Source organism: Pseudomonas sp. GD03858, assembly GCF_029840925.1.
In the GTDB taxonomy this organism is placed as follows: Bacteria; Pseudomonadota; Gammaproteobacteria; order Pseudomonadales; family Pseudomonadaceae; genus Aquipseudomonas.
The window spans coordinates 1-16,481 of record NZ_JAOCDM010000033.1 but is presented as its reverse complement, the minus strand read 5'-3'; the positions used below and the strand labels follow the sequence as shown (position 1 = coordinate 16,481).

The 16,481-nt window shown below is 65.0% G+C and carries 16 protein-coding genes; 6 read left to right on the top strand and 10 right to left on the bottom strand.

All coding sequences use genetic code 11. From position 1 onward, the window contains the following. The first annotated feature begins 13 nt into the window (after positions 1-13). From N5D48_RS11425 to N5D48_RS11415, 3 genes are all read left to right on the top strand, one after another. Complete coding sequence (locus N5D48_RS11425; RefSeq protein ID WP_279884180.1) at positions 14-439, top strand: hypothetical protein; 426 nt, start codon at positions 14-16, stop codon at positions 437-439. Positions 440-515: 76 nt separating this feature from the next. Next, positions 516-1,454 carry a 2-hydroxyacid dehydrogenase gene (locus N5D48_RS11420; RefSeq protein WP_279884178.1) on the top strand — a complete coding sequence of 313 codons (939 nt, stop codon included), beginning with the start codon at positions 516-518 and terminating at the stop codon, positions 1,452-1,454. A 52-nt stretch (positions 1,455-1,506) separates the two neighbouring features. After that, positions 1,507-2,295, top strand: coding sequence for a PhzF family phenazine biosynthesis protein (locus N5D48_RS11415; RefSeq protein ID WP_279884176.1), 789 nt, complete (start codon positions 1,507-1,509; stop codon positions 2,293-2,295). Here the strand turns inward: N5D48_RS11415 and N5D48_RS11410 are convergent. After that, complete coding sequence (locus tag N5D48_RS11410) at positions 2,288-2,920, bottom strand: DsbA family protein (protein ID WP_279884174.1); 633 nt, start codon at positions 2,918-2,920, stop codon at positions 2,288-2,290. The two genes, N5D48_RS11415 and N5D48_RS11410, sit on opposite strands and share 8 nt — an antisense overlap. A gap of 164 nt (positions 2,921-3,084) precedes the next feature. Here N5D48_RS11410 and N5D48_RS11405 point away from each other — a divergent pair, with 164 nt between their 5' ends. Continuing rightward, a complete protein-coding gene (locus N5D48_RS11405; RefSeq protein ID WP_279884173.1) occupies positions 3,085-4,014 on the top strand; it encodes a class I SAM-dependent methyltransferase in 930 nt (309 codons plus the stop codon). A 160-nt stretch (positions 4,015-4,174) separates the two neighbouring features. Here the strand turns inward: N5D48_RS11405 and N5D48_RS11400 are convergent, their stop codons facing one another. From N5D48_RS11400 to gcl, 8 genes are all read right to left on the bottom strand, one after another. After that, positions 4,175-5,173, bottom strand: coding sequence for a sulfate ABC transporter substrate-binding protein (locus N5D48_RS11400; RefSeq protein ID WP_279884172.1), 999 nt, complete (start codon positions 5,171-5,173; stop codon positions 4,175-4,177). Positions 5,174-5,443: 270 nt separating this feature from the next. Next, positions 5,444-6,280, bottom strand: a complete 837-nt coding sequence (locus tag N5D48_RS11395) for an ion transporter (RefSeq protein WP_279884170.1) — start codon at positions 6,278-6,280, stop codon at positions 5,444-5,446. A gap of 45 nt (positions 6,281-6,325) precedes the next feature. Further along, positions 6,326-7,201, bottom strand: a complete 876-nt coding sequence (locus N5D48_RS11390; RefSeq protein ID WP_279884168.1) for an urea transporter — start codon at positions 7,199-7,201, stop codon at positions 6,326-6,328. Positions 7,202-7,408: 207 nt separating this feature from the next. Then, positions 7,409-8,824 (bottom strand): pyruvate kinase, encoded by a 1,416-nt coding sequence (gene pyk, locus N5D48_RS11385; RefSeq protein WP_279884166.1) that lies wholly within the window; start codon positions 8,822-8,824, stop codon positions 7,409-7,411. Then, complete coding sequence (locus N5D48_RS11380; RefSeq protein ID WP_279884164.1) at positions 8,821-10,095, bottom strand: glycerate kinase; 1,275 nt, start codon at positions 10,093-10,095, stop codon at positions 8,821-8,823. The genes pyk and N5D48_RS11380 overlap by 4 nt, the downstream gene beginning before the upstream one ends. Positions 10,096-10,272: 177 nt before the next feature. Continuing rightward, a complete protein-coding gene (locus tag N5D48_RS11375; protein ID WP_279884162.1) occupies positions 10,273-11,163 on the bottom strand; it encodes a 2-hydroxy-3-oxopropionate reductase in 891 nt (296 codons plus the stop codon). 177 nt (positions 11,164-11,340) lie between these two features. Beyond that, complete coding sequence (hyi, locus tag N5D48_RS11370) at positions 11,341-12,123, bottom strand: hydroxypyruvate isomerase (RefSeq protein ID WP_279884161.1); 783 nt, start codon at positions 12,121-12,123, stop codon at positions 11,341-11,343. A 54-nt stretch (positions 12,124-12,177) separates the two neighbouring features. Beyond that, positions 12,178-13,953: a glyoxylate carboligase gene (gene gcl, locus N5D48_RS11365; RefSeq protein WP_279884159.1), complete on the bottom strand. Its 1,776-nt coding sequence runs from the start codon at positions 13,951-13,953 to the stop codon at positions 12,178-12,180. 257 nt (positions 13,954-14,210) lie between these two features. On the opposite strand from gcl, the gene N5D48_RS11360 reads away from it, so the two are divergent. Further along, positions 14,211-14,651, top strand: a complete 441-nt coding sequence (locus tag N5D48_RS11360) for a heme-binding protein (protein WP_279884157.1) — start codon at positions 14,211-14,213, stop codon at positions 14,649-14,651. A 127-nt stretch (positions 14,652-14,778) separates the two neighbouring features. Here the strand turns inward: N5D48_RS11360 and N5D48_RS11355 are convergent, their stop codons facing one another. Further along, on the bottom strand, positions 14,779-15,390 hold the full coding sequence (locus tag N5D48_RS11355) for a TetR/AcrR family transcriptional regulator (protein WP_279884155.1): 612 nt from the start codon (positions 15,388-15,390) through the stop codon (positions 14,779-14,781). Between the two features lie 130 nt (positions 15,391-15,520). Between N5D48_RS11355 and N5D48_RS11350 the strand changes: the two genes are divergently transcribed. Then, positions 15,521-16,435: a DUF808 domain-containing protein gene (locus tag N5D48_RS11350; protein WP_279884153.1), complete on the top strand. Its 915-nt coding sequence runs from the start codon at positions 15,521-15,523 to the stop codon at positions 16,433-16,435. Positions 16,436-16,481: the final 46 nt, after the last annotated feature.

The following is a 16,481-nucleotide window of genomic DNA, read 5'->3' as shown; positions in this document are numbered from 1 at the left end:
GAGAGCAACCGTCATGAACAGCACCGTCCGCCTGACCCTGATCACCCTGGCCCTGGGTCTGTCCGCGTGTACGGTGCACCAGCCGGCGGAGCGTGAACCGTTGCCGCCGATCGAGACCACGCCGCCGCCCCACCAGGGGCCGGTGGTCAAGCCGCTGCCGGGCGGCCAGCCTGGACGCCAGCCGAGCAAGCCGGCGGCCATTCCCAAGCCCATGCCACGGACTTCCGCCAGCTTCGCACCGCCGCCCGGCGGCGCCAGCCACTGGGATCCGAAGCTGGGCGTGTATGTGCTGGAGAAGCAGCCCAACACGTTCTATCGCCAACGTACCTACTACCGCTGGAACAATGGCTGGAGCTGGTCGTTGAGCCCCAGCGGACCCTGGCAGGAAACCGACAGCAGCGGTGTGCCAGGCGGGCTGGGCAGGGCGTTCGGACAATAATTGCCATTGGCCCGCGATAGGGCCGGCGAAGCCAACTGCTGGCATAATCCCCCTTCGCATTCAATCGGAGGGTGGCATGAGCAAGACAGTCCTGGTGCTGGTGGAAACCGTCGATGACTATCTGCCGATATTGGAACAGGCCGGTTATCGCCTGATCCGTGCCCCGTCGCCACAAATGCGTGCCGACGCCATCGCCCGTCATGCCGACGAGATCGATGCGGTCCTTACCCGTGGCCCGCTGGGTCTGAGCGCTGCGGAAATCGACACCTTGAGCAAGCTGCGGATCATCTGCGTGATTGGCGCCGGCTACGAGCAGGTCGACCTGGCCGCCGCTGCCGCGCGCGGCATCACCGTCACCAACGGCGCTGGCGCCAACGCTGGCCCCGTGGCCGACCATGCCATGGCTTTGCTGCTGGCGCTGCTGCGTGATATTCCCAGGGCCGATGCCAGCACGCGCCGGGGTGAGTGGAACCGGGTGATCAGCCCATCGGTGAGCGGCAAGCGCTTAGGGATCATCGGTCTGGGCGCTGTCGGCCAGGCCATCGCCCGGCGCGCGACCTTGGGCTTCGACATGAACGTCAGCTATCACAGCCGAGCCCCGCGTGCCGAGGTGCCCTACACCTGGTACGACAGCCCGCTGCACCTGGCCGATGCCGTGGACATCCTGGTGGTCGCCACGCCTGGAGGCCCTGGCACTCGGCACCTGGTGGATGCCAGGGTGCTCGAGGCGCTGGGGGCCGAGGGCTACCTGGTCAATATCGCCCGTGCCAGCGTCGTCGATACCCAGGCCCTGGTCGACGCCTTGCAGCAAGGCGTAATAGCAGGGGCGGCGCTGGATGTGTTCGACGACGAACCCGCCGTGCCCGATGCGCTCAAGCGGCTGGGCAACACCGTACTCACGCCCCATGTGGCGGGGCAGTCGCCGGAGGCTGCGCGGGATACTGTCACCCTGGTGCTGCGCAACCTGCAGGCGTTCTTCGCCGGCGAGCCGGTGCTGACGCCGGTGCGGACCTGATCCTTTTTCGATACCTGCCCGGCGCCGTGCCGGGCATTGAGGAGCCTTTTGCATGCAACTCGAGATATTCCAGGTCGATGCCTTTTCCGCCACGCCGTTCGGCGGCAACCCTGCCGCCGTGATCCCGCTGGAGCGCTGGCTGGCCGACGATGTGCTGCAGCGCATCGCTGAAGAGAACAACCTGTCCGAGACCGCCTACTTCGTCCGCAACGGCGAGGGTTTCGACCTGCGCTGGTTCACCCCGGCAGTGGAGGTCGACCTGTGCGGCCACGCGACGCTGGCGGCCGCCTGGGTGCTGTTCGAGCAACTGGGCGAGCGTGCCCAGGTGCTGCGCTTCAACACTCGCAGCGGCGAATTACGGGTCAGTCGCTCGGACAACGGCCTGCTGGCCATGGACTTTCCGGCCAAGCAGCCGGTTGCCGTGGCGATGGAGCCTGAGTTGCTGGCGGCCCTGGGCCTGAACGAGGCCAGGGCGTTGTACCGGACCGACGATTACATGCTGGTGATCGACGATGCCGCGCAGCTCGATTCGCTGAAGCCGGACTTCGTGGCCTTGTCCGCGTTCGCTGTGCGGGGCATCGCGGTAACGGCGCCGGGGCGCGGCTTCGACTTCGTGAGCCGTTGGTTCGGGCCACGGGTGGGCGTCAACGAGGACCCGGTCACAGGTTCAGCGCACACCTCGCTCGCGCCGTACTGGGCCGAGCGCCTGGGTCAGCGCCGCTTGAACTGCGAGCAGGGCGGGGCACGCAAGGGTCAGTTGCACTGCGAGGTGCCGGGCAACGGCCGGGTGATCATCAGTGGGCGGGGTGCGTTGTACTTGCGCGGCAGCATCTTCATCTGACGCCGTTGCGAACCTGGGCGATGGCACTGCGCAGGGCATCGAGGTCCAGGGCGCCGGGTAGCAGGTAGCGATCCTCGATGACCAGGCTGGGCACCGAGGTGATGCCCAGGCGCTCGCCGCGGGTGAGCGCCTGGTCGAGCAACTGTGGTGCCTGGTCGTGGAAGGCCAGGGCGAAGGCCCGTGGGTCGAAGCCCGCCTCGGCGGCGATGCTCAGCACCGTGTCGTGGTCGCCGATGTTGCGGCTTTGCACCAGATGGGCCTCCTGCAGGCGATCGAACATCCGCCCATGGCCTTCGTTGCCGGCCAGCACGGTGGCTGCCTGGCATGCCAGGCCGGCCAGCAGCCCGGAAGGGTACTCGAAGTGTTGTCGGCGCATGCCTTCGATATCGATGCGTTTGACGTCCTCGGCCTGGGCGCAGGCGCGCCAGTGATCGAGAATGGTCTGCTTGGCCTGGGGCATCGAGCCGAAGCGTTCGATCATCGCGTCGCGGCTGGTCTGCAGGATGAAGGTGCGGTGCTGGATATCCAGGTCCAGTTCCTCCTGCAACTGCCTGAGCCTTGGGGCGAGAACGAAGCACCAGCCACAGACGACATCGTGGAAGAATTCGATCTTGAGGGCAGGCATGGATGGGTTCCTTGATGCTGAGTGCGATGGCTCACTATCCCTGGCGAACGGCGAGCAAGAAAAGCGACAAAAATGCGGCAAACCCATCCATTCCCTTCATCGATGGCGGTCGGACGCCGGCCTGAGCGGGTAGAATGGCGTTCTTTTGCCTGACCGTAGCCGACATGACCTCAGCCATCGCCACCCTCGAGCAGCACCTGCTCGCCGCCCTCGACCCCACGCCAGTGGAAACGCGCCGCTTGTTCCATGGCCGTGGCCGCTGCTGGCCAGGACTGGAGCAGATCACCGTCGACTGGCTCGACGGTGTGCTGTCGGTGGCGTTGTTCCGCGAGCCGCCCGCAGGCCAGCTGGCGGAACTCGAAGCCATGCTGCGAGCCCTGGCAGAACGCCCGCAATGGACTGGCCAGGCGATCCTCCTGCAGCATCGCTACCTGCCCGATAGCCCCGGCCAGTGGTTGCTGGGAGAGCCTTGCCAGCAGCGCGAAGTGGTCGAAGATGGCCTGAAGTACCTGCTCGACCTGGGCGTGCGCCAGAACAACGGCCTGTTCCTCGACATGCGCTACGGTCGGCGCTGGGTGCGTGAGCAGGCGGCCGGCAAGCGTGTGCTGAACCTGTTCGCCTATACCTGTGGCTTCTCGGTGGCGGCGATCGCCGGTGGCGCCGAGCAGGTGGTCAACCTGGACATGGCCAAGTCGGCATTGTCGCGGGGCCGCGACAATCACCGGCTCAATGGCCATGACGCCTCGCGGGTCGCGTACCTGGGGCATGAGCTGTTCAAGTCGTGGGGCAAGGTGCGCAAGTACGGGCCATATGACTTGATCATCATCGATCCGCCGACCTTCCAGCGCGGCAGCTTCGTGCTGACCCAGGACTACGCCAAGATCCTCCGTCGTTTGCCGGAGTTGCTGAACGAAGGCGGCACGGTGCTGGCCTGCGTCAACGATCCGGGGATCGGGCCGCAGTTTCTCGTCGATGGCATGGCCGAGCAGGCGCCGGGACTGGTGTTCGTCGAGCGGCTGGAGAATCCGCCGGAGTTTCCCGATGCGGATCCGCAGGGTGGGCTCAAAGCCCTGGTTTTCCACCAGCAGGCCTGACCCTTATTGATACTGGAAGGTGCGTGGGAGCGGGCTTGCCCCGCGATGGCGACGGAGGCAACGACAGTGTTGCCTGGGCTGGCTCTATCGCGGGGCAAGCCCGCTCCCACGAGCCGCTACCACAGAACCGCTCCCTCAGGTCTGACCCTGAGAGCGGCGGTTACTTGTTGGTGTAGATCTGGTCGAACACGCCACCGTCGTTGAAGTGGGTCTTCTGCACGGTGCGCCAGTCGCCGAAGGTCTTTTCCACCGACAGGAAGTCGACTTTCGGGAAGCGGTCGGTGTACTTGGCCAGCACGCTGGCATCACGTGGGCGCAGGTAGTTGTTCGCGGCGATCTCCTGGGCCTGCGGCGACCACAGGTACTTCAGGTATTCCTCGGCCACGGCCTGGGTGCCTTTCTTGGCCACCACCTTGTCGACCACGCTCACCGGCGGTTCGGCCTCGGCCGACACGCTCGGGTAGACCACTTCGAACTGGTCGCGGCCGAACTCGCGGGCGATCATCTCGGCCTCGTTCTCGAAGGTCACCAGCACGTCGCCGATCTGGTTGGTCATGAAGGTGGTGGTGGCGGCGCGGCCACCGGTGTCGAGCACCGGCGCCTGCTTGAACAGCTTGCCGACGAAGTCGCGGGCCTTGGCCTCGTCACCGCCTTGCTTGAGCACGTAACCCCAGGCCGAGAGGTAGGTGTAGCGGCCGTTACCCGAGGTCTTGGGGTTGGGCACGATCACCTGCACGCCGTCCTTGAGCAGGTCCGGCCAGTCCTTCAGCGCCTTGGGGTTGCCCTTGCGCACGATGAACACGGTGGCCGAGGTGAACGGCGCGCTGTTGTTCGGCAGGCGGGTCACCCAGTTGTCCGGCACCAGCTTGCCGTTGTCGGCCAGGGCATTGATGTCAGTGGCCATGTTCATGGTGATCACATCGGCCGGCAGGCCATCGATCACCGCGCGTGCCTGCTTGCTCGAGCCGCCGAAGGACATCTGCAGGTTGACCTTCTCGTTGTGCTCTTTCTCCCAGTGCTTCTGGAAGGCCGGGTTGTAGTCCTTGTAGAAGTCGCGCATCACGTCGTAGGAGACGTTGAGCAGGGTCGGCGCGGCCTGGGCGAGGTTGCCCAGGGCCAGGCCCGCGGCGAGCAGCGAGGCGCTGAAGAGTTTTTTCACTGGGGCATTCCTTGTTCTGGTTCAAAGGGTTGGCGATTTGCCAGCGACTATAGCGGGTGGTTTCGCGCGGGTTAAAGAACAAAACAGTCTTTGGTTATGCCTGGCGCAAGACTGCCAGACGCTTACGTCCCCTGTAGGAGCGGCCTTGTGTCGCGAAAGGGCTGCAAAGCAGCCCCAGCAATCTTGCGTCGACCACAAATCCTGGGGCCGCTACGCGCCCCTTTCCGACCGGTCCGACGCCTCGGCAAGGTGAACTGGTCAAGGCCGCTCCTACAGGTCCTGTGCCGGTTGTTTGGGAAACAACGCATTGCCACAGCGCGAACAGAATGCCGCGCCATGTTCGTGATGCTGCTTGGCGCACGTCGGGCAATCGTGCTGCAACTGTTCCCCACGCAGGGCATTGGCCAGTTCAGCGGTGAAGATCCCGGTGGGCACGGCGATGATCGAATAACCGGTGATCATCACCAGCGATGACAGCACCTGCCCCAGCGGGGTCTTGGGCACGATATCGCCGAAGCCCACGGTGGTCAGGGTGACGATCGCCCAGTAGATGCCCTTGGGGATGCTGGTGAAGCCGTGCTCGGGGCCTTCGATCACGTACATCAGGGTGCCGAACACGGTGACCAGGGTCGACACGCTGACCAGGAACACGATGATCTTCTGCTTGCTGCCCTGCAATGCCGCCAGCAGGTAGTGGGCCTGCTTCAGGTAGGGGCTGAGCTTGAGCACGCGGAAGATGCGCAGCATGCGGACCACACGGATGATCAGCAGGTACTGCGCGTCGCTGTAGTACAGGGCCAGGATGCCCGGCACGATGGCCAGCAGGTCGACCAGTCCGTAAAAACTGAAGGCATAGCGCAGGGGCTTGGGCGAGCAGTACAGGCGGGTGATGTATTCGGCGAGGAAGATCGCCGTGAACCCCCACTCTATGCCGGCCAGCAGGCCGGCATAGCCCTGGTGGACCTCGTCGATGCTGTCCAGGATCACCGTGACCAGGCTGGCGAGAATGATCAGCAGGAGAATCTTGTCGAAGCGCCTGCCAGCGACGGTGTCGGTCTGGAAGACGATGACGTAGAGCCGCTCGCGCAGGCTCGAGGGGTTATCCATGGGCGCGTTCCATTGTGCGAATGGGCAGAGCCTAGGGGCTGCGTTTCAGCTGTGCAAGCGAGGGGCGTTACGGCGTTGGTTGAGCTGGGCCAGATGATTGCCCAGGTGCATCAGCCAGCAAGCCGTGACGAAAGGCGCGGTGAGCCCGGCGATCGGCAGCAGGTTGAACAGCGGTTGCAGCAACAGGGCGCAGGCGATGGCGAGCAAGGTGATCCGAGGCTTTTCGCCCTGGCGACTGAAGGCCAGCGCCGCCAGGGCGGCATTGAAACCGTACAGTCCCAGCCAGGCGGCGTGCGTTTCACCGGCCAGCAGCGCGATACCGCCACCGAGCGCCGAACCGATCACTGCCCAGGTGGCGGCATAGGGGTTGGCGATGTACATGCCAACCACGATCAGCAGGCCGGCCATGGGCTTGTCGAGCAGGAAGATCTGCCCGACGCCGCGCAGCAGGGCGTACACCGGGTCGGCTGCGACCGGGCCACTGGCCGATGGCTCGGCCAGCAGCAGGGCGGCCCAGCCGAGTAGCACGAACGGTGCGGTATAGGCGATCAGCAGCTTGCCGCCACGCTTGCGCCACTGGTGGGTGAGCATGCTCGACAGGCCGCCGGCGGCGAGGATCAGCGGCGGCAGGATGGCCGACCAGGGCAGCACGGCGCTGATCAGGATGCCGATCAGCACGCCGTTGTAGCAGTACAGCCCGGCTTGCCGGTCGGCGCGATCGTAGCCTCGGCGCTGGGCGGTGAGCAGGCCGGCGAGGGCGCCGAGCAGGGCGCCGCCGACCAGGTTCGGCGCGGTCAGCAGGATGGCCAGCAGGCAGCACAGGCCGCACAGGGGGTTGCGCAGCAGCAGCACCTGGCTGAAACCGTTGAGCAAAGCCGTGGCCCAGTCGGGGCACGGGTTGACGAAATTCTTGGTGTACATGGGCAGTCGGCAAGGTGAGTGGGGGAGCGGTGGGCCTCTTTGGGCCTCGGTTTTCCGCAGTTCTGTTGTAGCGGTGTACGGGGAGGGCTGCGCCCTCCAATCGCGACACAAGGCCGCTCCTACAGGGATCGTGTATTCATGCCTGGGTGCGATCCCTGTAGGAGCGGCCTTGTGTCGCGAAAGGGGCGCAGAGCGCCCCTGGCGATCTCAAACCAAGGTCTCGATTCGCAAGGTGTTAGTCGAACCCGGCTTGCCGAAAGGCACACCGGCGGTGATCAGCAACGTGTCGCCACGGCTGGCCATGCCTTGCGCCTGGGCGATTTCCAGCGCGGTGGAGACGACTTCGTCGACCTGGCGCAAGCGGTCGTTGACCACCGAGTGCACGCCCCAGGCCACGCTCAGGCGGCGGGCGGTGTTGAGGTTCGGCGTCAGGTTGAGGATCGGCGCGCGCGGGCGCTCACGGGCGGCGCGCAGGGTCGAGGCCCCCGACTCGCTGTAGTTGACCAGCACCGCCACCGGCAGGATGCCGCTGATACGACGGATCGCGCAGCTGATGGCGTCCGACACGGTGGCCTCGGCCTTCGGTCGGCCAACGTCGAGCTGGGCCTGGTAGTCCGGGCCATTCTCCACCTGGCGGATGATCTTGCTCATCATCTGCACCGCTTCCAGCGGGTAGTCACCCGAGGCGGTCTCGGCCGACAGCATCACCGCGTCCGCGCCTTCGGCCACGGCATTGGCCACGTCGGTGACTTCAGCGCGGGTCGGGGCCGGGGAGAAGCGCATGGATTCGAGCATCTGGGTGGCCACCACCACCGGCTTGCCCAGCTGGCGGCAGGTGCCGATGATGCGCTTCTGGATCTGCGGCACGCTCTCGGCCGGCACTTCCACGCCCAGGTCGCCACGGGCGACCATGATCGCGTCGGACAGCTCGGCGATGGCCTGCAGCTGCTCGACCGCCGAGGGCTTCTCGATCTTGGCCATCAGGTAGGCGCGCTCGCCAATCAGTTGACGTGCCTCGACGATGTCCTCGGGACGCTGGACGAACGACAGCGCCACCCAGTCCACCCCCAGCTCCAGACCGAAGGCCAGGTCGCGGCGGTCCTTCTCGGTCAGCGGGGAGAGGTCCAGCACCGCCTGGGGCACGTTGACGCCCTTGCGGTCGGACAGCTCGCCACCGGCCAGCACTTCGGTGTCGATAGCGTCGCTGTGCTTGGCGATGACGCGCAGGCGCAGCTTGCCGTCGTCCAGCAACAGGTCCATGCCCGGCTCCAGCGCGGCGATGATCTCCGGGTGCGGCAGGTTGACCCGACGGCTGTCGCCCGGGGTCTTGTCCAGGTCCAGGCGCAGGGCCTGGCCGCGTTGCAGTTGGACCTTGCCGTCAGCGAAACGGCCGACGCGCAGCTTCGGCCCCTGCAGGTCCATGAGAATGCCCAGCGGGTAGTTGAGCTGCTGCTCGACTTCGCGGATCCACTGGTAGCGCAGGGCGTGGTCGGCGTGTTCGCCGTGGCTGAAGTTGAGGCGGAAAATGTTCACTCCGGCCTCGACCAGTTGGCGGATGTCATCGATGCCTTTGATCGCAGGCCCGAGGGTGGCGAGGATTTTGACTTTTTTATCAGGCGTCATGATTGCGGAGTCTCGAGGATCAGGATGGCACGGAAGTCGTTGACGTTGGTGCGGGTCGGCTCGGTGACGATCAGCGCGTCGAGGGCGGCGAAGTAGCCATAGCCGTTGTTGTTGTCCAATTCATCGCTGGCCGACAGGCCCAGGGCCTCGGCGCGGGCATGGCTGTCCGGGGTCATGAAGGCGCCGGCGTTGTCCTCCGAGCCATCAATGCCGTCGGTGTCGCCGGCCAGGGCATGCACGCCCGGCAGGCCCTTGAGGCTTTCGGTGAGGCTGAGCAGGAACTCGGCGTTGCGCCCACCACGGCCGTTGCCGCGCACGGTGACGGTGGTCTCGCCGCCGGAGAGGATCACGCAGGGTGCCTTGAGCGGTTGGCCGTGCAGGACGATCTGCCGGGCGATGCCAGCATGCACCTTGGCCACTTCGCGCGACTCGCCCTCCAGGTCGCCGAGGATCAACGGGCTGAAGCCAGCTTGGCGTGCCTTCACCGCGGCGGCCTCCAGCGACTGCTGGGGCCTGGCGATCAGCTGGAAGTGGCTGCGGGACAGGGCCGGATCATCGGCCTTGACGGTCTCGGAGGCTGGGTTGTTGAGCCAGTCGATGACGGCCTTGGGCGCGTCGATGTTGTAGCGCTTGATGATCGCCAGGGCGTCGGCCGAGGTGCTCGGGTCGGCCACGGTGGGGCCGGAGGCGATGACGGTGGCGAGGTCGCCGGGCACGTCGGAAATCGCGTAGGTGTAGACGGTGGCTGGCCAGCAGGCCTTGGCCAGGCGGCCGCCCTTGATCGCCGAGAGGTGCTTGCGCACGCAGTTCATCTCGCCGATGGTGGCGCCGGACTTGAGCAGGGCCTTGTTGATCTGTTGCTTGTCGGCCAGGGTCAGGCCTTCGGCGGGCAGGGCCAGCAGGGCCGAGCCGCCGCCGGACAGCAGGAAGATGACGCGGTCGTCTTCGCTCAGGTTGCTGACCAGGTCGAGCACGCGCTTGGCCACGGCCAGGCCGGCGGCATCGGGGACCGGGTGGGCGGCTTCGACCACCTCGATCTTCTGGCAGCTGGCGCCATGGCCGTAGCGGGTGACCACCAGGCCGCAGACTTCGCCCTGCCAGCTCTTCTCGACCACTTCGGCCATGGCGGCGGCGGCCTTGCCGGCGCCGATGACGATGACCCGGCCGCTGCGGTCGGCGGGCAGATAGGGTTCCAGCACCTGGCGGGGGTGGGCGGCGGCGATGGCTGTGTCGAACAGTTCGCGCAGGAGTTTTTGTGGATCGACCGACATGGCAGGCTCCCAGATTCTTGTTGTTCTGCAAAATCGAAAACGCCCCTGGAACTGCCTCCGTGCAGGCCGAACCAGGGGCGCCCCTTCGCAGCTGCAAGCTTCAAGCGACAAGCTACAAGTAAAAGCAGATCTGCTCTTGATGTTGCTTGCCGCTTGAAGCTGGCAGCTTGAAGCTGGTTATTCGTCGCGGATCGAGAAGTTGGCCATGTGCTCCAGGCCCTTGATCAGCGCCGAGTGGTCCCAGTTGCCGCCGCCCAGCGCCACGCAGGTGCTGAACACTTGCTGGGCGTTGGAGGTGTTGGGCAGGTTGATACCCAGCTCCTTGGCGCCTTGCAGGGCCAGGTTCAGGTCCTTCTGGTGCAGGTTGATGCGGAAGCCCGGATCGAAGGTGCCCTTGATCATGCGCTCGGCGTGCACTTCGAGGATCTTCGACGAGGCGAAGCCGCCCATCAGCGCTTCACGCACCTTGGCTGGATCCGCGCCGTTCTTGGCAGCGAACAGCAGGGCTTCGCCGACGGCCTGGATGTTCAGGGCGACGATGATCTGGTTGGCGACCTTGGCGGTCTGGCCGTCACCGTTGCCACCGACGCGGGTGATGTTCTTGCCCATGGCCTCGAACAGCGGCAGGGTGCGCTCGAAGGCTTTCGGGCAGCCACCGACCATGATGCTCAGGGTGCCGGCCTTGGCGCCGACTTCGCCGCCGGACACCGGGGCGTCCAGGTAGGCGGCGCCGGTGGCCTTGATCTTCTCGGCGAAGGCCTTGGTGGCGGTGGGGGAGATCGAGCTCATGTCGATCACCACCTTGTTCGGGCCGACGCCTTCGGCGACGCCGTTTTCACCGAACAGCACGCTTTCGACCTGCGGGGTGTCCGGGACCATGACGATGATGAACTCGGCTTCCTGGGCAACCTCTTTCGGGTTGGCCAGGGCCACGGCGCCGGCGGCGATCAGGTCGGCCGGAGCGGCGTCGTGGTGGGTGGAAACGAAGATGCTGTGACCTGCTTTTTGCAGGTTCTGGGCCATGGGCTTGCCCATGATGCCGGTGCCGAGGAAACCGATTTTAGCCATGAGAGTTCTGCCTCTTTGTATTTGTATGAACAGGCGACCAGGCCCTTGTAGGAGCGGCCTTGTGTCGCGATTGGGGCGCGAAGCGGCCCCACGATTTCGGCCATTTCAGCGATTGCCGGGGGCTGCTGCGCAGCCCATCGCGACACAAGGCCGCTCCTACAGGGACCGTGTGCATCCTTAAATTGCGTTATGGGTCTTGAGCCAGCCCAGGCCCGCCTCGGTGGTGGTCTTGGGCTTGTACTCCGCGCCCACCCAGCCCTGGTAGCCGATGCGGTCCAGGTGCTCGAACAGGAAGCGGTAGTTGATCTCGCCGGTGCCCGGCTCGTGGCGACCTGGGTTGTCGGCCAGCTGCACGTGGTTGATCAGCTTCAGGTTGGTTTCCAGGGTGCGCGCCAGGTCACCTTCCATGATCTGCATGTGATAGATGTCGTACTGCAGGAACAGGTTGTCGCTGCCCACCTCGGCCTGGATTTCCAGGGCCTGTTTCGTGGTGTTCAGGTAGAAGCCGGGGATGTCGCGGGTATTGATCATTTCCATGACCAGGCGGATCCCGGCGGCCTTGAGCTTGTCGGCGGCGTAGCGCAGGTTGTCGACGAAGGTCTTGCGCACGGTGGCGCAGTCCAGGCCCTCGGGGCGGATGCCGGCCAGGGCGTTGACCTGGGTGTTGCCCAGCACCTTGGCGTACTCGATGGCCTTGTCGACGCCGGCGCGGAACTCTGCGATGCGCTCGGGATGGCAGGTGATGCCGCGCTCACCTTTCGACCAGTCGCCGGCAGGCAGGTTGAACAGCACTTGGGTCAGGCCGTGGGCGTCGAGCTGCTGCTTGATTTCGGCGGCGCTGAAATCGTACGGGAAGAGATATTCGACGCCGCTGAAACCGGCGTCGGCGGCGGCCTTGAAGCGGGCCAGGAAGTCCTGTTCGGTGAACAGCATGGACAGGTTGGCGGCGAAGCGAGGCATAAGTCGTCTCCTTGCGTTGAGTACCCCCGCGCAAGGCACGGGGGCGTCAGGCGATCAGTCCAGCAGCGAGATGGCGGTCGGCGCGTCGTTGCCGACCAGGGCGAGGTCTTCGAATTCGTTGACCGCGTTGATCTCGGTGCCCATGGAAATGTTGGTCACGCGCTCGAGAATCACTTCGACCACCACCGGCACGCGGAACTCTTCGGCCATCTTCTGCGCCTTGAGCAGGGCAGGGGCGATGTCGGCCGGTTCGAATACGCGGATGGCCTTGCAGCCCAGGCCCTCGACCACGGCGACGTGATCGACACCGTAGGTGGCGGCGTCGGTGGAATTGATGTTCTCGAACGCCAGTTGTACACAGTAATCCATGTCGAAACCACGCTGGGCCTGGCGGATCAGGCCGAGGTAGGCGTTGTTCACCAGCACGTGGACGTACGGCAGGTTGAACTGCGCGCCGACTGCCAGCTCTTCGATCATGAACTGGAAGTCGTAGTCACCGGACAGCGCGACGACCTTGCGCTTCGGATCGGCCTTGACCACGCCTAGGGCGGCAGGGATGGTCCAGCCCAGCGGGCCGGCCTGGCCGCAGTTGATCCAGTGGCGTGGCTTGTACACGTGCAGGAACTGCGCGCCGGCGATCTGCGAAAGACCAATGGTGCTGACGTAGCAGGTGTCCTTGCCGAACACCTGGTTCATCTCTTCGTACACGCGCTGCGGCTTGACCGGCACGTTGTCGAAGTGGGTCTTGCGCTGCAGGCTCGACTTGCGTTGCTGGCAGTCTTCCAGCCAGGCGCTGCGATCCTTGAGCTTGCCGGCGGCTTTCCATTCGCGGGCCACCTCGAGGAACACGTCCAGCGCTTTGCCGGCATCCGAGACGATACCCAGGTCAGGGGTGAACACGCGGCCGATCTGGGTCGGCTCGATGTCGACATGCACGAACTTGCGGCCTTCGGTGTAGACGTCGACCGAGCCGGTGTGGCGGTTGGCCCAGCGGTTGCCGATGCCGAATACCAGGTCGGACTTGAGCAGGGTGGCGTTGCCGTAGCGGTGCGAGGTCTGCAGGCCGACCATGCCGACCATCAGTGGGTGGTCGTCCGGGATGGAGCCCCAGCCCATCAGGGTCGGGATGACCGGCACGCCGGTCAGCTCGGCGAACTCGACCAGCTTGTCGCTGGCGTCGGCGTTGATGATGCCGCCACCGGCGACCAGCAGCGGGCGCTCGGCGTCATTGAGCAGGGCCAGGGCTTTTTCGGCCTGTACGCGGCTGGCTTGTGGCTTGTGTACTGGCAGCGGCTCGTAGGCATCGATGTCGAATTCGATCTCGGCCATCTGCACGTCGAACGGCAGATCGATCAGCACCGGGCCAGGGCGACCGGTGCGCATTTCGTAGAAGGCCTTCTGGAAGGCATAGGGCACCTGGCCCGGCTCCAGTACAGTAGTTGCCCACTTGGTCACCGGTTTGACGATGCTGGTGATGTCGACGGCCTGGAAGTCTTCCTTGTGCAGGCGCGCACGCGGGGCCTGGCCAGTGATGCAGAGAATCGGGATGGAGTCGGCCGAGGCGCTGTACAGGCCGGTGACCATGTCGGTGCCGGCGGGGCCGGAGGTGCCGATGCACACACCGATGTTGCCCGGGTTGGCGCGGGTGTAGCCCTCGGCCATGTGCGAGGCACCTTCGACGTGGCGAGCGAGGACGTGATCGATGCCACCGACTTTCTTCAGGGCCGAGTACAGCGGATTGATGGCAGCCCCTGGAATGCCGAACGCGGTATCTACACCTTCACGGCGCATGACCAGAACGGCTGCATCGATTGCTCTCATTTTGCTCATGGGTTGTGCCTCATCGATTTTGTAATTGTATACAACTTGCGTTGCGGCAAAGTGTATTCATGCTCTGCGCAAAAGGTCAATCCATTTTCGTCGGCGGCGTTGACTGGGCAGTCATTGGGCGATGAGGCGGCATTTCGTCGCATCTGGCGAAACTGATCCAGATAATTGTATACAAATGGTGTCTTTGTTGTGTTCTATGCTGTCTACTGGTTTTCAACTGCCCTCAGGGCTTCTCACAACAAGAAGAGGACCTTTCCATGAACGCATTGACCCTCAAAGACGCTGTCGGTGTGGTAAACGCCGCGTTGGCCGCAGGGCGCAAGATCAACGCCGCGCCGCTGACCGTCGCGGTACTGGATGCCGGCGGGCACCTGCTGACGTTGCAGCGCGAGGATGGCGCCACCTTGCTGCGCCCGCAGGTGGCCATAGGCAAGGCCTGGGGGGCGGTGGCGCTGGGCAAGGGATCGCGCCTGCTGGCGCTGGATTCACAGCAGCGGCCGGCGTTCTATGCCGCGCTGAACGGGCTGGGTGAGCGACCGGTGGTGCCGGTGCCGGGTGGGGTGCTGATCCGTGATCAGGATGGCAAGGTGCTGGGGGCTGTCGGGATCAGCGGGGATACGTCGGATATCGACGAGCAGTGCGCGATCAGCGCGATCGAAGAGGTGGGGCTGATGGCGGATGCGGGGGTTGCTGCGTAAGGCTCGTCATTTTGGGGCCGCTCTGCGGCCCATCGCGACACAAGGCCGCTCCTACAGGGAAATGCGTAACCTCTGTAGGAGCGGCCTTGTGTCGCGAACGGGCTGCACAGCAGCCCCATTGGCCCTATCAGGCCGCCTCGGGCTCGCAGCCCTTCAAAACCAGGCGGATGATCGTCTCCGCCGCCGCGTCATAGTCGCTGTCGGCCAGCTTGGTCTTGCCGGTCACCACGGCGATCTGCCAGTCGAAATCCGCATAGGTCTGCGTCGCCGCCCAGATGCTGAACATCAGGTGGTGCGCGTCGACGTTGGCGATCTGCCCACGCTCGATCCAGCGCTGGATGCATTCGATGTTGTGCCGCGCCTGCTCGTTGAGTTGCTCGACCTGGCGTGGTGAAAGGTGCGGCGCGCCGTGCATGATCTCGCTGGCGAACACCTTCGAGGCGTGGGGCAGGTCGCGGGAGATGCGGATCTTCGAGCGGATGTACGAACTCAGCACCTCCTTGGGGTCGCCGTCGGCGTTGAACGGCGTCGAGGCCTGCATGATCGGCGCGATGATGCTCTCGAGTACTTCGCGGTAGAGGTTTTCCTTCGACTTGAAGTAGTAGTAGACGTTCGGCTTGGGCAGCCCGGCCTTGGCCGCGATGTCGCTGGTCTTGGTGGCGGCGAAGCCCTTGTCGGCGAATTCTTCACTGGCCGCGCGCAGGATCAGTTCCTTGTTGCGCTCGCGAATGGTGCTCATTGTCGGGGATCTTCCTCGTGGTCTGACCGCCTCTGAGAGGGATCGGGCATGGTAGCACCGGCCCCGATGAGCGCTCAAGGCAGCCGCTTTCGGCTAGAATCGGTGCTTTGGACCCTTTGGATCGAAGAACATGGCAGGAAGCAGTCTGTTGGTGCTGATCGATGACATCGCCACGGTGCTGGACGATGTGTCGCTGATGACCAAGGTCGCGGCGAAGAAGACCGCCGGGGTGCTGGGCGATGACCTGGCGCTCAACGCTCAGCAGGTGACGGGCGTGCGTGCCGAGCGCGAACTCCCGGTGGTGTGGGCGGTGGCCAAGGGCTCGCTGCTGAACAAGGCGATCCTGGTGCCGGCGGCGCTGCTGATCAGCGCGTTCATTCCCTGGGCGGTGACGCCGTTGTTGATGGTCGGTGGTGCCTACCTGTGCTTCGAGGGCTTCGAGAAGCTGGCGCACAAGTTCCTGCACAGCAAGGCAGAGGACCAGGTTCAGCACGAGGCGCGCAAGGAAGCCGTGGCCGATGCCAACATCGACCTGGTGGCTTACGAGAAGACCAAGATCAAGGGCGCGGTGCGCACCGACTTCATTCTTTCCGCCGAGATCATCGCCATCACCCTGGGCACGGTGGCCGATGCGCCGCTGAGCCAGCAGATCATCGTGCTGTCGGGCATCGCGCTGGTCATGACCATTGGCGTCTATGGCCTGGTGGCGGGCATCGTCAAGCTCGACGACCTGGGGCTGTGGATGACGCAAAAGGCTTCGAGCCTGGCTCGGGCGGTGGGTAACGGCATCCTGCGCGCCGCGCCGTACATGATGAAGAGCCTGTCGGTGATCGGCACCGCGGCGATGTTCCTGGTCGGTGGCGGCATCTTGGTGCATGGCATCGCGCCGCTGCATCACGCCATCGAGGCGTTCAGCGAAGGTCGGGGCGGGGCGTTGACCGGGGCGTTACTCAATGGTGTGGCGGGGGTGATTGCGGGAGCTGTGGTGCTGGCGGTGGTTGCTGTCGCGGGCAAGGTGTGGCGGGCGGTTAAACCGGCAAGCTGAGGCGCCCGGCCGGGGCTTGCCTCGGATCTCCTGTAGGAGCGGCCTT

What these genes read in the sequence shown, in the direction of transcription:
- N5D48_RS11425 (WP_279884180.1), top strand. Translation starts at nt 14, where the DNA reads ATGAACAGCACCGTCCGCCTGACCCTGATCACCCTGGCCCTGGGTCTG.
- N5D48_RS11420 (WP_279884178.1), top strand. Translation starts at nt 516, where the DNA reads ATGAGCAAGACAGTCCTGGTGCTGGTGGAAACCGTCGATGACTATCTG.
- N5D48_RS11415 (WP_279884176.1), top strand. Translation starts at nt 1,507, where the DNA reads ATGCAACTCGAGATATTCCAGGTCGATGCCTTTTCCGCCACGCCGTTC.
- N5D48_RS11410 (WP_279884174.1), bottom strand. Translation starts at nt 2,920, where the DNA reads ATGCCTGCCCTCAAGATCGAATTCTTCCACGATGTCGTCTGTGGCTGG.
- N5D48_RS11405 (WP_279884173.1), top strand. Translation starts at nt 3,085, where the DNA reads ATGACCTCAGCCATCGCCACCCTCGAGCAGCACCTGCTCGCCGCCCTC.
- N5D48_RS11395 (WP_279884170.1), bottom strand. Translation starts at nt 6,280, where the DNA reads ATGGATAACCCCTCGAGCCTGCGCGAGCGGCTCTACGTCATCGTCTTC.
- N5D48_RS11390 (WP_279884168.1), bottom strand. Translation starts at nt 7,201, where the DNA reads ATGTACACCAAGAATTTCGTCAACCCGTGCCCCGACTGGGCCACGGCT.
- pyk (WP_279884166.1), bottom strand. Translation starts at nt 8,824, where the DNA reads ATGACGCCTGATAAAAAAGTCAAAATCCTCGCCACCCTCGGGCCTGCG.
- N5D48_RS11380 (WP_279884164.1), bottom strand. Translation starts at nt 10,095, where the DNA reads ATGTCGGTCGATCCACAAAAACTCCTGCGCGAACTGTTCGACACAGCC.
- N5D48_RS11375 (WP_279884162.1), bottom strand. Translation starts at nt 11,163, where the DNA reads ATGGCTAAAATCGGTTTCCTCGGCACCGGCATCATGGGCAAGCCCATG.
- hyi (WP_279884161.1), bottom strand. Translation starts at nt 12,123, where the DNA reads ATGCCTCGCTTCGCCGCCAACCTGTCCATGCTGTTCACCGAACAGGAC.
- gcl (WP_279884159.1), bottom strand. Translation starts at nt 13,953, where the DNA reads ATGAGCAAAATGAGAGCAATCGATGCAGCCGTTCTGGTCATGCGCCGT.
- N5D48_RS11360 (WP_279884157.1), top strand. Translation starts at nt 14,211, where the DNA reads ATGAACGCATTGACCCTCAAAGACGCTGTCGGTGTGGTAAACGCCGCG.
- N5D48_RS11355 (WP_279884155.1), bottom strand. Translation starts at nt 15,390, where the DNA reads ATGAGCACCATTCGCGAGCGCAACAAGGAACTGATCCTGCGCGCGGCC.
- N5D48_RS11350 (WP_279884153.1), top strand. Translation starts at nt 15,521, where the DNA reads ATGGCAGGAAGCAGTCTGTTGGTGCTGATCGATGACATCGCCACGGTG.